Annotated in this window: 15 protein-coding genes; 3 read left to right on the top strand and 12 right to left on the bottom strand. The window is 42.3% G+C overall.

Features of this window, described 5'->3' with window-relative positions:
- The first annotated feature begins 150 nt into the window (after nucleotides 1-150).
- Nucleotides 151-801 (top strand): GntR family transcriptional regulator, encoded by a 651-nt coding sequence (locus tag JOC94_RS18510; RefSeq protein ID WP_077113476.1) that lies wholly within the window; start codon nucleotides 151-153, stop codon nucleotides 799-801.
- 311 nt (nucleotides 802-1,112) lie between these two features.
- On the opposite strand, the gene JOC94_RS18505 is transcribed toward JOC94_RS18510, so the two are convergent.
- The 3 genes from JOC94_RS18505 to JOC94_RS18495 all read right to left on the bottom strand — a co-directional run bounded on the left by JOC94_RS18505 (nucleotide 1,113) and on the right by JOC94_RS18495 (nucleotide 4,646).
- Nucleotides 1,113-2,951, bottom strand: coding sequence for a pyruvate kinase (locus tag JOC94_RS18505; RefSeq protein ID WP_077113477.1), 1,839 nt, complete (start codon nucleotides 2,949-2,951; stop codon nucleotides 1,113-1,115).
- 135 nt (nucleotides 2,952-3,086) lie between these two features.
- On the bottom strand, nucleotides 3,087-3,332 hold the full coding sequence (locus JOC94_RS18500; RefSeq protein ID WP_236017152.1) for a hypothetical protein: 246 nt from the start codon (nucleotides 3,330-3,332) through the stop codon (nucleotides 3,087-3,089).
- Nucleotides 3,333-3,401: 69 nt separating this feature from the next.
- The gene (locus JOC94_RS18495) at nucleotides 3,402-4,646 is read right to left on the bottom strand and encodes an MFS transporter (RefSeq protein WP_077113478.1); all 1,245 of its coding nucleotides are present in this window, start codon (nucleotides 4,644-4,646) and stop codon (nucleotides 3,402-3,404) included.
- A gap of 161 nt (nucleotides 4,647-4,807) precedes the next feature.
- Between JOC94_RS18495 and JOC94_RS18490 the strand changes: the two genes are divergently transcribed.
- On the top strand, nucleotides 4,808-5,578 hold the full coding sequence (locus JOC94_RS18490; protein WP_077113479.1) for a phosphosulfolactate synthase: 771 nt from the start codon (nucleotides 4,808-4,810) through the stop codon (nucleotides 5,576-5,578).
- Nucleotides 5,560-6,111 carry a histidine phosphatase family protein gene (locus JOC94_RS18485; RefSeq protein ID WP_077113480.1) on the top strand — a complete coding sequence of 184 codons (552 nt, stop codon included), beginning with the start codon at nucleotides 5,560-5,562 and terminating at the stop codon, nucleotides 6,109-6,111. The genes JOC94_RS18490 and JOC94_RS18485 overlap by 19 nt, the downstream gene beginning before the upstream one ends.
- A 48-nt stretch (nucleotides 6,112-6,159) precedes the next feature.
- Here JOC94_RS18485 and JOC94_RS18480 read toward each other — a convergent pair whose 3' ends face one another.
- The 9 genes from JOC94_RS18480 to JOC94_RS18440 form a co-directional block, all read right to left on the bottom strand.
- Nucleotides 6,160-6,768 carry a YitT family protein gene (locus tag JOC94_RS18480; RefSeq protein WP_205180080.1) on the bottom strand — a complete coding sequence of 203 codons (609 nt, stop codon included), beginning with the start codon at nucleotides 6,766-6,768 and terminating at the stop codon, nucleotides 6,160-6,162.
- Between the two features lie 135 nt (nucleotides 6,769-6,903).
- On the bottom strand, nucleotides 6,904-7,050 hold the full coding sequence (locus JOC94_RS18475; protein WP_171974007.1) for a hypothetical protein: 147 nt from the start codon (nucleotides 7,048-7,050) through the stop codon (nucleotides 6,904-6,906).
- A gap of 487 nt (nucleotides 7,051-7,537) precedes the next feature.
- The gene (locus JOC94_RS18470) at nucleotides 7,538-7,888 is read right to left on the bottom strand and encodes an ASCH domain-containing protein (protein ID WP_077113529.1); all 351 of its coding nucleotides are present in this window, start codon (nucleotides 7,886-7,888) and stop codon (nucleotides 7,538-7,540) included.
- Between the two features lie 203 nt (nucleotides 7,889-8,091).
- Nucleotides 8,092-8,607, bottom strand: a complete 516-nt coding sequence (gene mug, locus JOC94_RS18465) for a G/U mismatch-specific DNA glycosylase (RefSeq protein WP_077113482.1) — start codon at nucleotides 8,605-8,607, stop codon at nucleotides 8,092-8,094.
- Between the two features lie 72 nt (nucleotides 8,608-8,679).
- Nucleotides 8,680-9,774: a branched-chain amino acid aminotransferase gene (locus JOC94_RS18460; protein WP_408021935.1), complete on the bottom strand. Its 1,095-nt coding sequence runs from the start codon at nucleotides 9,772-9,774 to the stop codon at nucleotides 8,680-8,682.
- A gap of 26 nt (nucleotides 9,775-9,800) precedes the next feature.
- Nucleotides 9,801-11,072, bottom strand: a complete 1,272-nt coding sequence (locus tag JOC94_RS18455) for a glutamate-5-semialdehyde dehydrogenase (RefSeq protein WP_083717681.1) — start codon at nucleotides 11,070-11,072, stop codon at nucleotides 9,801-9,803.
- A gap of 24 nt (nucleotides 11,073-11,096) precedes the next feature.
- Complete coding sequence (gene proB, locus JOC94_RS18450; protein WP_077113484.1) at nucleotides 11,097-12,197, bottom strand: glutamate 5-kinase; 1,101 nt, start codon at nucleotides 12,195-12,197, stop codon at nucleotides 11,097-11,099.
- 364 nt (nucleotides 12,198-12,561) lie between these two features.
- Complete coding sequence (locus tag JOC94_RS18445; protein ID WP_171974008.1) at nucleotides 12,562-13,200, bottom strand: MOSC domain-containing protein; 639 nt, start codon at nucleotides 13,198-13,200, stop codon at nucleotides 12,562-12,564.
- Between the two features lie 152 nt (nucleotides 13,201-13,352).
- Nucleotides 13,353-13,729, bottom strand: a 377-nt coding sequence (locus JOC94_RS18440) for a rhodanese-like domain-containing protein (protein WP_205180079.1), incomplete at its 5' end; no start/stop codon positions are given.

Genomic DNA, 13,729 nt, shown 5'->3' with positions numbered 1-13,729 from the left:
GTAATATGTAAATTTTCAGATAAACAGCTTATATAATCATCACAACTGTTTTATTTCGTTAAAAATGAGAAGTGTTTACCATTAAAATTTGATGTCTGTTTTCTCATTGTATACAATAAGGTTTATCTACAGCAATGGCGAGGTGTCGGAATGGAACCTTACAACCTAATAAAAGATGCCATTATAACGGGCAGGTTTGAACCGGGTAAAAGATTAACCGAGGAGGCATTGGCCGAAGAATATCATGTCAGCCGGACTCCTATTCGTGAAGCCATTAAAAAATTGGAAAATGATGGTTTAGTCACCCCTCTCAAACGTGGTGTCATTGTTCGAACATTTACCAAAGATGATATTCGCCAAATCTATGATTTACGGGCTCTTTTGGAAAGCTATGTTGCGAGCGAAGCCGCATTCTACCGTTCAGATGAAGATTTATGGAAAATGAAAGAATCCAATTCTTTATACAAAAAAGCAATTGACCAATATACAGAGGCGGATATTTCCAGCATTAAGAAAATTGTTCAAGCTAATAAACAATTTCATCAAGCCATCCTATCAGCGGCGAAAAATGAACACTTGGGTTTTCACTTGGCAAAAGTCGTTGTCGTCCCACTCGTTTTCCGCTCTTTCTACTCGTATCATGACCGTCAACTATACCGTTCGTATGAAGTCCATAACACCATTATGGAAGCCATTCGAAACCAGGAATTTGAAAGGGCAAAATCCGCCATGCAGGAGCATGTTTACGGGGCGCGCGATCATGTGTTGACCTTTTTGGAAAATAATTCAATGGAAAAGTGAAAGGAACGTTTATATGATTCGAATTTGTGAAGTTGGACCTCATGATGGCATTCAAAAAACCAAGCAAGAAGTTCAGTTCATTTCTACACTAATCAATGCTGGAATCAAAAATTCGAAGCGGTTTCATTTGTCAATCCTAAAGTCGTTCCACAAATGACCGATGCCAGAAGTGATGAAGCTTGTTCCAAGGGGAAACGGAGTTACACATATGCCGGCCTCGTTTTAAGCCGGTCAGGTCTTGAACACGCATTACATACAAGCGTTTTTACCTTGTGGTAGTTGGAAGCCACACCGAGAACAATGTGGCCGTTTTACATATGTTGCCGAACAGGCAGCTTTTTCCGAAATGAGGGAATAAAAAGCCCCGGCTGGTGCCATGCCTGACGGTATGGGCTTCCTGAAATGAATTCATCGCCCGATTGCAACAACCGATCAAGCAATTTGACCGATTGTATAATATAGGGGCCTTTATTTAACATCACTGCATCCGCCCGCTTTCCGTAAGAAGCGTCTGTTATTTCCGAACGGGCCGGGATGCCCTTCTTCGTCAATCGTTCCAAGATTCCTGTAGCCCATATCACCGGAATATGCGCGGCAGTACACATCGCCAAAATTTCATCCTGTATATGAGATAAATGTTCGGGCCCGGTTTCAATCACCAAGTCGCCCCTGGCGATCATTACAGCGAAACGCTGGAAGTTTAACCCTTCGATCATAATCCGGGCAAGGTGCTGAAAAGCTGATTTTGTTTCGATTTTTGCAATGACTGTTATGTTGTCCGCGGAAAGATGTTCAAGTTCCTTGCGAAGTTTGATTAAGTCATTGGGTCGATGAACAAACGATATACCAACCATATCGGCGTGTTTGGCAATAAACGGCAAATCTTGAAAGTCTTTTTCCGTAATGGCCGGCACATTCAAATCCACCAGTGAATCCGGCAAATTAATCCCTTTCCCCTCTTTTACTTTCGCATAGCCAATCGTCGGAAAATGAATTTTCACATCAATAAAATCTTTTTGTACTTGATGGACAATACCGTTGATTTTGCCATCATCAATAAAAATTCGGTCATCGGGCAGCACATTTTGGAACGCTTTTGGCAATGTGACGGGAACGCCGGCGGGTTCATGTTCGGTTGCCGCGTGTCCAGGACGTGCCTCATTTAGATACAATCGCAATATGTCTCCTCTTTTTACTTTTATGTCAACAGGACTGGGATTAATGGAATGAATCGAAAACTTGCCTGCTTTATGTTGAAAAACAACATGTTCATCAATCAGTGATGTTTGATCCACCGTAACTTTCATGCGGCTGTGACTGACACATTCATCAATTTTGAGTGTTCGCGGCCGATTTTTAACATCACGAAAAAAAATGTCATCTCCCTTTTGCGCTTCTTTGAACATATCCTTATTTCTTACAGCCAACACGAAAGTATTTTGGCCATCTATTCCTTTCATCACCTTCGATTCCGGGGCGGATAGATCAAGAAAACCAGAAACTTCCTTCCATTTTCCAGATAGGTCTGTAGGAACCTGTATTTTTAATGGCTTTTTTTCTTTATGAAAAGCTCCCAGTCTCACTTTGGGCCCTGCTAAGTCCATATATATTTTGCATGGAATGTGAAGCCTTTGTTCAGATTCCCGAACCATTTGTATGAGCGACTCCCAAATGTCCGGATGATCATGGGCACAATTAATCCGGGCAATTTCCATTCCATTGATTAATAAATGGTCCATTATGGATGGTTGATCAAGCATTCGCGAATCAAGGGTCACCATAATTCTTGTATGGCGGCCGCCGACAATATTCCCAAGGGCGAGATCGGTTCTGATCCGGGAAATCAGTCTGGCCTCAAACGGTGACAAAGCCGAAAGATGAGATGGAGGTAAAAAATGCACGCCCAGATTTTCCATTATTTTTTGTAACGTATACATGATATGAGGCAGTGACTCCCGAACAGATGAAAGTCCACGCTCCTTTAAAAGCATTTCCAAATCATTGATCGGATGCTTTTGAAGAGCATGGTATGCCAATAAGTTGTTCCTGCTTTTTTCACCTTGGCGTACCGGATACTGGGCAACAGCACGTTCCACTTCGGTCACCACTTGTTCATACAGAGATTGGATGCGGCTTGCCAGATCGGTCATTGTTCATATCACCTCCAGACGATTTCCCTGTCTAACGACATCCTATTTACATCATATGCTTTTCGAATGTTGTCCTTTATCCTTCTGCAAATGACAAACAAAAAAAGAGGCTTTTTTTGGCCTCTATGAATGTATTCACTGTCCGTTATCCCCTTCTGCGCCTTCTTCGTTCATTTTCACTTTTTTACATCCAACATAAATGCAGGAAAACAGATCCAATCCTTCTTGTGCTTTCATCATGCCTTTTAGATACGGTGTAAGCAAATCTTTAAAGTCTGCTTCCACACCTTCTTCCTCCAGAATGCCGTATACGTACATTTTTTTTTTCAGCAAATAAAAAAGCAACATTTCCGACGGCGCGTTCTTTTGAATCCACAACATTTAACACTTGAAAATGGGGTGTCATAATCTCCGGTGAAAAATAAATTTCCATCTGGCATACATACTCCTTTACGTAAACTTTAATTGTTCAAACAGCGTATCCCGTTTGTTGGAAGTCTCTTTTTTCCCCACTCTGATGAAAAACAGGCAAAGTATGGCCGCAAATAGCGTTAAACCAGCCGTTGTTAAAAACATTCCCGTCCGTGACCAATCCATTAAGGCACTGTACACGGGAGGTCCGACCGCCACGCCCAAAAATCTGACTGAGCCATACAATGACGTGACAAACCCTCTCCGATTGGCTGACACCGATCCGGTAATAAAGCTGTTGATGCAGGGAAGGACAAGTCCGGTTCCGATACTGCTAAACACGAGAATAGAGAAAAAGGGAATCAAGCTTTTAAAAAAAATCAGTGTAGAAAAAGAAGCGGTCATTAAAATAAGGCCGATGACAATAAGAGTCTTCATCAACTTCATCTTTTTGCCAATTTTGCTTCCCGTAAAATAAGAGGTTGTTGTCATAAACAATAAGGGAATCGCCAAAATCCCGCCTTTTAACAAGCCGTTAATGTCATAATCCTTTTCAAGAATATCTGAAATATAAAATAAAATGCCAAATAGTGTAAACAGGCAGGCTGCCCCTGCAAAGTAAGCAACAAACAACCAGCGCCCTTCCGTTTTGAAAACAGACAATAATCCCTTCACATATGTTCCTGCTGAAGGGGGTTTTTCTTCCTTCTTCTTTTCTTTGACAAAGAAAATGGTTAATAGTATGGAAATGAGACAGAAAATCGGGAAAGCAAAAAAGGCTGCATACCAAATAATGAGTGCCAACAAAGAGCCAAGAATCGGGCTAATCACTTTGCCAAACCCGTTGGATGCTTCCACCAGCCCCAAGACCTTGCTTTGTTCCCCGCCCTTAAACAGATCTCCCGTCAATGCCATCGCAATGGGCGCCGTTCCTGCTGCCCCGACCCCTTGCATTACCCGGCCCGCCAGTACCCATATGTACGCATTGGAAAACCAGGCTGATGCGGCACCGGCTAAAATTCCCCCGCTTCCATATAAGATCAGGGCCGGGATGATAACGGCTTTTCGGCTGAATCGGTCAGATAAATAGCCCAATACCGGAATCGCGATGGCTGCCGCCATGGAAAAGACAGTAATGACAAGGCTGACTTTAAATTGTGAAATATCCAGTTCTGCTTTCATCTTGGGCAGAATAGGTATTAACATGGAATTCCCTAGGACTAAAATAAGCGGGATTGAACTGATGGCAAGGATGGTCAACCCCTTGTTTCTTTTCTCAGGCATTTTCATTGTCCCTCGCTTTGGCGAAAAAAATTGTCCCGGTTATTATTTGATTTCCGCTTTCTTTTTATGCAGACGGCCAATGTCCCATCACCACATAATGATATACACGTTCAACCATATTTTGAATATCCTATCCTAGAATTACGGAGGAGGCGCTACCAATGGAGTTTCTATCTTTACCTGTAAGAACTTCAGGAAAAAGAACCTATGGCATTACATCCATAGCTGATTTTGGAATACCCACTGGAGAACTGGAAAACATATTGGCGGATTTCGGACAATTCATTGATATCGCCAAGTTGGCAATCGGCTCGGCCTATATTACTCCCAACATCAAGAAAAAAATAAATCTTTATCAACAATATGAAATCGATGTTTACTGTGGAGGGACATTGTTCGAAAAATGTTTTGTACAACATAAAATCCCCGAATATGCTTCTTATTTAAAAGAATTGGGTATTCACTGGATTGAAATATCTAACGGAACGATCGATATTCCGCTTCAAGACAGGCTGCGCCTCATCCAAGAATTGGAAGAAGAATTCCACATTATTGCCGAAGTCGGTTCAAAAGACGCGAATAAAGAAATGTCGGTATGTGACTGGAAAATGGAAGTGGCGCAATTATTAGAGGCAGGCTGCGACTATGTGATTACAGAAGGAAGGGATTCGGGGACATCGGGAATTTACGAAAAAAGCGGGGATATTAAATCTTATTTGATTCAAGAGTTGCTAAAAGAAATTGACAGCAAAAAGATTATTTTTGAAGCTCCCTTGCCCAAGCATCAAATGTATTTTATAAATGAAATTGGTCCGAATGTCAACTTGGGGAATGTGAAACCTGCGGATGTCTTGGTTCTGGAGGCGCAACGCTGCGGGCTGCGTTGTGAAACATTTTATGTGGAGGAGCGTGCATGCAAGTTAACATTTTAAGGCATCTTCCCACTGAATGGAATACACTGGGGAAGCTGCAAGGCAGACGAGATATACCCATCGCACCGGTAACACGGGAAGTACAAAGACAAATTGCCAAAAACCAAAGAAGCCTTTCTCGGCTCGGACCGTTTAGTAAAGTGCTGGCCAGCACATTGCAACGAACAGTTCAAACAGCCGAGCAATACGGTTATCGCCCCACCATTGACCCGTTGCTGGATGAATTGGATTTCGGTCCATTTGAAGGTATGCATAAATCTATATTATTTGAAACCTTTGGCGATAGATGGACCAGCAATCCGAAAGAGATTCAATTGGGGGAATCATTGAATGATCTAAAACAACGAATTGAATTATGTTTGGAAAAATATAAAAATCAAAAAAACGTGTTGATTTTTGGCCACGGTTCATGGGCGCGAGCTTTGATTTCGTACTATAATACCGGAGATATAAAAGAAATGAACAAAATATCTTTTGATAATAATGAGTTTATGACACTCAATTTCAATCATCGGACATTGGGGATCTTTTAAGATCTCCTTCTTTTTTACACGCGAGTGTCCATGTTCCAGCCCAGCTTTTTATTTTTTTCTCCAATAGGGGGTTAAAGCCAACATTTTGTGAAAGTTCAGCCCGTATATAAAATCAATGATGTTTGTGGATATCAATTGACAGACAATCGCAAAAATGACAATCTTATAATCTATCACGAGCGATGTAAGCAAAAAAATGCCCAAATTAATACACATCATCACTTTTCCAGGGCTCCAGTTTTTATGAAAGGCAATCATGAGTGCCGGTATAACCATTCCTCCGCTCGATGCCCCCGCCCTGATCAGCAGCCCCACTCCCAATCCAAAAAACAAGCTGCCAGCTAATAGATCGATTACAATATGCCCGTGGGGAAAAGTGACTTGGGCTGTTAAAACACTGATGGTCGCTGAGGTCGTGGCAACAGAAAGGATCGTTCGAAACGTCCATGTATAATTTAAGGCAAACAACAAAAATACGGCATTGGCGAGCCATAGAGAAAATCCGAGTGTTAAATCAAACCAGTGATTCAATAACAACGCTATGCCGGCTGCCCCTCCGGAAGGAATAGAATGTGGAAAAAGAAAGATGGACATGGACATCCCTTGCAAAAAAGCGCCGCCAAATAAACAAGCATATGTTAGGAATAGACGTCTCATAAGAAGTGGTCATTACCTTTTAAACGGACATTTATATCTTCCACATCGTTTCCCCTCCGAAAAAATTTCCTTCCTTGTCCATTTTATGAGCAAGTAAGAAGATTATGAAACATCGAGGAAATCTTACGGCTTTTCTTATTCATATACATCATCGGCGTTTTTGTAGCGCATCCTCTCAGATTGGACAGACTTGCGGTTTTTTCTTTTAGTGTTTGTTGTCGCGTCGTCATGGTGAAATGGTTGTTTGCTTGTTTGCTTTTCACTACCCGCCTTACGTTTCATAAAAAAACCTCCTCCTTTTCGGAATGGGATTATTATTTCCGGCTTTTTTAATTTTACCCATAATCAAAAACCACCACATCAGCAATTTATCGTTTAAGTAGTCCCGAACAGACGACAATACAATGAGTTGTCAAGTATGTTATCTACATGGCGGGAGCCATGTTAATCGTCTTTTGTTCAGAAGCTTTTCCACTATATTTTTGTTAAAAGCATAATAGGCGATTTGAATGATTAAAAAATGAGTATCTCAGCCTTGTGAAATACTCATCCAAATTATTTTTCAATAAAATGCAATTTCGTTAAGTTCAATAGTAGCAACAATTCTGGCCGCCAAATCCTTTGAGCTTGGAAAAAAGCGCTTTAAGATTTGTATCTTTCATTTGTCGATGAACATGATTAACCTCATCATCGAGCCTATGGATCACATAGCAATAAACTCTTGCATGCCTGGCAACAGCTTGGATATCTCGGCATTTGGATTGAGGGCTTATTTTTGCAACGGTGAAAATTCATGTACCCACACTTTCATCTTGGGAGACCACGGCATGCCTGGATGCAGCTTCAATATATTTTCTTTATACTTTTCCAGACTTTCATAGCCTTCTTGTTGCGCATGCTCGTCCTTCATCTCTCCCAGTGATTGGGAATATACATTATGAACGACAAATTGATATCCATTCAAATCCATCACTTCGCCAATGTCTGCATATCGTCCATTTCTTCGTGTTGCGGTTTTGATTCCTTTAATGACATTTTCAACATCTCTTTTTACAGTAACAAGTCTTTCAATCGTACATGTTTTTGGGGGAAGCTCTCGATTTTTATCTGTAGTCGTCATGTCAATCACCTTATTTCTTTTATTATTTAAGATATATTTTAACATAGCCGAAATATAAAGAGTCATAAAAAACAAAGGGCTATGCTACTCTTAGCCTTGCTACTTCATGTTCCACCTTTTTGATATGTGCGGGTGTTCTCCAGTAGGTGGATCTTATAGCCGTTTGCCTATTGGCTTTTGGCGGATTTCTTCTATCCGAGCTTTTACTTTTCCAGTTGCGAAAGCAGTTCTTTTAGTTCGCGGTAGATTGCGGCTATTTCAACGATTTTCATGCGGACTAGGCCACTCGAAGAAGGCGCGACAAAATCAATTGTTCCAGGGACAACCGAACGCTGTTGCTTCCCCCAGGGAATGTTCTTTTGCCTGCTGAATTGCTCATAGACTCCCTTCCCAACAAAACAAGCGATCTTCGGCTTATATCGGCTTATTTTTTGAATTAATGCTTTTCTACCCGCCTCATATTCTGCTTTTGTAAGTTCCGCGGCATTTTTCGTCGGTTTTGCCACAATATTTGTCAAGCCATATCCCAAATCAAGAAGTTTGTAATCTTCTTCAGACGAGTATTTCCTTTCCGTAAGCCCCGACAGTTGCAATATGGTCCAAAAGCGATTTGTCGGATTCGCATAATGGTGTCCTGTCTCACCGGAGCGAATACTGGGGTTAAAGCCAATAAACAACACTCGCAAATTTTCTTTTATATGGTCTGGTATCGATTCCAATTACATGCCTCCCTTGAATGGAAAAAGCCTCCGAAGCACATATTTCAGCTTTTTAGAGGCTTTATTTTTTCGTTATTGAACTGTCACTCGCCAACCAAATGGATCTTCGACCTTACCTGTTTGTATGCCGGTTAACGCATCATATATTTTTTTGGCCAACTCTCCCGTTTTTCCATCGTTAATGATAAGTTTTTCGCTTTTCCAAAATAACTCGCCAATAGGTGAAATAACGGCTGCAGTACCGGTTCCAAACGCTTCTTCGAGCTGTCCGTTTTTATACGCATCATAAATGTCGTCAATCGAAATTTTTCGTTCCGATACAGGGACATTCCAATGTTTCAGCAATTCGATGACCGATTTTCTGGTAATACCTTCCAAAATGCTGCCGCTTAGTTCCGGGGTTACCACTTCCCCGTTTATTTTGAAAAATACATTCATGCTGCCGACTTCTTCGATATATTTATTTTCTTTACCGTCCAGCCACAAAACTTGCGAATAGCCGGATTTTCCGGATTGCTTTTGGGCGAGCATGGCTCCGGCATAATTCCCGGCTGTTTTGGCATTTCCCGTTCCGCCCCTGACCGCCCGGACATACTCTTGCTCAACCGCTATCTTTACAGGATTTATCCCCTCTTTGTAAAAAGCACCAACAGGCGAAAGGATGATCATGAATGTATACGATTTTGACGGAGTCACGTCCAAATTGGGCTCCGTAGAAATGATGAACGGACGAATATAAAGGGCCATCCCTTCGACATTCGGAATCCATTCCCGGTCAATGTCAACAAGCTTCTGTAAAGCTTCCAAGGCAATTTCCTCATCGACCTGCGGGATACAGAGTCGTTCACATGACCGATTTAACCTTTTGATATTTTCTTCTGGTCTAAAAAGAAAGACTTCTTCATTTTCTGACAAATATGCTTTTAGTCCCTCAAAAACGGTTTGTCCGTAGTGAAAGATGGTTGCTGCTGGATCGAGCGTGATCGGTTGGTAAGGAACAATTCTTGGATGATGCCAACCTTGATCTTCCGTATAATCCATGACAAACATATGGTCCGTGAACGTTTTTCCAAATTGAAGGCTCGAAAAGGCGGGTTTTTCCTTTCGATTATCGCTAATTTCAACGGTAATTTGATTACTTTTCAAGATACTATCTCCTTCTCTCATAATCTGCTTATCTCTATTTAATCATTTTATTCCCGGATTTGTCCATCTCCATAAACATAAAACTTGGATGAGGTGAGGGCTTTTAATCCCATGGGACCCCGCGCGTGCAATTTTTGTGTGCTGATGCCAATTTCGGCCCCGTAACCAAATTCAAACCCATCTGTAAAACGGGTAGAAGCGTTGTGGTAAACCGCTGAGGCGTCAACGCTGCTTAAAAATTTCTCGGCATTGGCTTCGTTGCTGGTCACAATTGCTTCGGAGTGTTTTGTTCCGTATGTGTTAATATGGGCAATGGCCTCATCTACGGATTGAACAGTCTTTACACTGACTTGCAGGCCCAAGTATTCTGCTGCCCAGTCTTCTTCAGTGGCGCGTTTCGCACTTGGAAAGCTGGAACACACTTGCTCATCACCATAGATTTCCACTTGTTGTTCAGCAAGTTTTTCCAAAATCCCCTTGCCATTTTGCCGCAACCAATGCTCATGTATCAAAATGGACTCGGCCGCATTACATACTGAAGGCCTTTGTAATTTTGCATTTAAGACAATCTTTTCCGCCATTGTCTTATCAGCATGTTCATCAATATAGATATGACAATTTCCGGCACCTGTTTCAATGACTGGCACGGTAGATTCCCGAATGACTGTTTCAATGAGGTTTTTACCTCCACGGGGAATTAATACATCCAAATATTCGTTCAACCGAAAAAGTTCCCTCGCCGTTTCCCTGCTCATATCCTCGATCAATTGCACCCCGTCTGCCGGAATACTGCTTTTGTCAAGTGCTTGATGAATGATCTTGACGAGTGCCATATTCGAATATTTGGCAGATGAGCTTCCTCTTAAAATCACTGCGTTTCCAGTTTTCAGCGAGAGCGTGGCCGCATCGATGGTCACATTGGGTCTCGCTTCGTACACCATGCCGATCACACCGATGGGAACCCGTTTTTTCTGGATGGACAGACCGTTATCTTTTTGAATCGTCTCCAATGTTTCACCAATCGGATCTTGTAATTCAGTAAGCAACCTTACAGCATGCGCCATATCATTGATTCTTTTTTCATTCAGCATAATTCTGTCCAACACGGCATCGGACAAACCATTTTCTTTTCCCAACTGCAAATCTTTGGCATTTTCCGTCAAAATCAAGGCTTGTTGCGCCAACAACTGTTCTGCGATCAACTCCAAACCTTTGTTTTTCTCTGCCGTTGACAAATTCACCATCTTTAGGCTAGCCGCTTTTGCGGCCTTTCCCTTCCTCTTCACTTCGCCCGCTGTTACCTGTTCCATAATATCCATGTTTTTCATCCCCCTTTAAATTGATTAAACACTGACCCAACGGTTTCTATGAATAACCTCAACGGTCGGTATCAATGTTCTTTTGTTTATATTCGCTCGTTTACTTTGAATAAAATCTCGTAACTCATCCGCGGAACATTCCACCTCGCCCCGGCCAAGCAAGCCGCTGACACCAAATACTTCTACAACATCCCCTTTTTGAAATGTTCCTTTTACTTGATCTACGCCTGCGGGCAATAAACTGCTGCCCCTATACAAAATGGCTTCCTCCGCCCCTTCATCAACGTAGATTTTTCCGGAAGTCTCGGAGTGGAGCGCGATCCACTGGCGAATCGCATTAATAGAGCCGAGCGATTCATTTGTAATATAAGTTCCGTCTCCGCATCCCTTTAAAATCTGAAGCAGTTTATCTGTTCCTTCCCCTTTGCCGATAAAAACGGGAACTCCCAAAGATAACGCCGTTTTTGCCGCCAACAGCTTTGATTTCATGCCTCCTGTTCCGACCTTCGAACCCGTTCCGTTCGCCAAGGCAAGCAGTTCATCCGTAATTTCCTCGATTCTGTCAAATCTTTTGGCGTGTGGATTCGTCTGAGGGTTTGAATCATACAGACCGTTGATGTCCGTTAAAATAATCAGCATATCCGCATGAATAAAGCCGCTCACGAGGCTTGAGAGCATGTCATTGTCCCCGAATGTCAATTCATCCACAGCAACCGTATCGTTTTCATTAATAATCGGCAATAAACCGCGATCCAATAATTCTGTAATCGTGGCAAACGCATTTCTAAACCGCGATCTGTCCGCAAAGTCGCTCCTCGTTAAAAGCAGTTGGGCAGGAACAATGTGAAATTCGCTCAATTTTTCTGAATATAATTGGATGAGAAGGCTTTGTCCGACAGCAGCGGCAGCTTGGCGACCTTTGACCGTAACAGGGCGGGTCGGATATCCTAGCTTTTTAAAACCTGCCGCCACCGCCCCCGAAGAAACCAATATAACTTCATGTTTAGCCTTTTTTAAAGCTGCCAATGCGTACACATGATCCATAAACTTTGTTTGATCTATTTCCCCTTGGTCATTTGTCAAGGAGCTACTCCCTATTTTGACGACAATTCTTTTCTTTTTCATGATCCTTCTCCTCGTACATGATCCTTCAGTAAATAAATGGAAAATAAAATAGCCCTTCCATCCTTCCATAAGGACGAAAGAGCTTCTTCCGCGGTACCACCATTATTTGAGTGCCCGCAGGCACTCCTCTTTCCCTGATAACGCCAGGACGCGCCCGTGTTTGCACGGGACTCGGGAGGCAGGTTCGGCGGTTTTCTTGTGACGAAATCTTCCAGCTTATAAATTTCGCTCTCTTGCACAGAAAGATCCGCTTACTGATCCTCCGTTAACGTTCATAGTTTGTAACTCATTATGATGATTATCACGAAAAAAGTCAAGGGGCATTAGTTGACGAGAGCGCTTTTTTCCTTCTGTTGATCACTTTTCATATTTTATCCAGCAACTGCTTCAGTCTGGATCTCATATCTTCTGCCAGTTCGGGGATGGAGACCGCTCTTTCAAGTTCAGGCTTGTTAGTACGGTCGAAGAAAAACAAATGGTTTAAGTGAGCAACGGTCATCGCTGATTCCAGACGATCAGCCAATTTCACCGGACTATTTTCCGTAACTGTCCCCTCTTTAAGCACCCTTGCAAAATAACCTGTTTTTCCTGTTTGAATCACTTTATAAAACATGCCATTGACACGGTTAAAAATATCGATTTTGGCACATGGTATGCGGCCATGAGTAATTTGGACAGCCGCTTCGCCAATTTCTATTACATCTCCCACACATGCTTCGGTTTCCGGAAAATGGGCAATCGTGATGTTTTCGCCAAAAGCCGGTATGGAAAGCTCTCTTTCAACCAAATCGTTCCATTCTTCATAGTGTTCATATGGATAAAAACAAACCGCCCGATCATCCCCGCCATGATTCGCTTTATCAGCGACATCATCCCCTTGGAATCCGTTTTTTGCAAGGAAGACGGAGGCGACCGGCTTTTTTCGAATGCCAGACTTCACGACTTGTCCCTTTTGATTACTGACCAACTGGGGCAGGCCTACATTTAACGAATAAATCTTCAATTTAAGCACCTCCCGGTCATTTTTTCGACCAAATCGCAAACTATTATTTGATTATACCTTCTTTGGTGCATGAAGACGACATGTATGCTTCCATAAAACAGAAATAGCCGGCAAAAAACGCCGGCGAACGATCTTATGATCCGGAAATCCGCTTAGACGGACGCTTCCGCCCCCTGTTTCCACTTGTTATACCCGCCTGACAAATTAACGACATCTTTGATCCCTTGCGCTTGCAAAATACTGGCGGCTATTGCCGAACGGAAACCAGAAGCGCAATAAACAACAATCGGCTCCTCTTCCGGAATTTCATTCAGCCGTTTTGGCAATTGTCCCAGTGGAATATGAAGCGCGCCGGATATATGCCCCTGCTCCCACTCTTTTACATTACGAACGTCAAGGAAAGCGTATTTTTTAACATTTGAGCTGTTTTGAATAGATAAAGTCCATATAATTGTGTAAAAAGAATAGGTCACCATCATGACCATGTTACAATGTTTTCGACCAAGAAAAACACATGGAGGACATGATG

The sequence above is a fragment of the Siminovitchia thermophila genome (assembly GCF_016909185.1).
Lineage (GTDB): Bacteria > Bacillota > Bacilli > Bacillales > Bacillaceae_C > Siminovitchia > Siminovitchia thermophila.
Note: the sequence above shows the minus strand (reverse complement) of the source record. Positions and strands in the feature narration are given on the sequence as shown.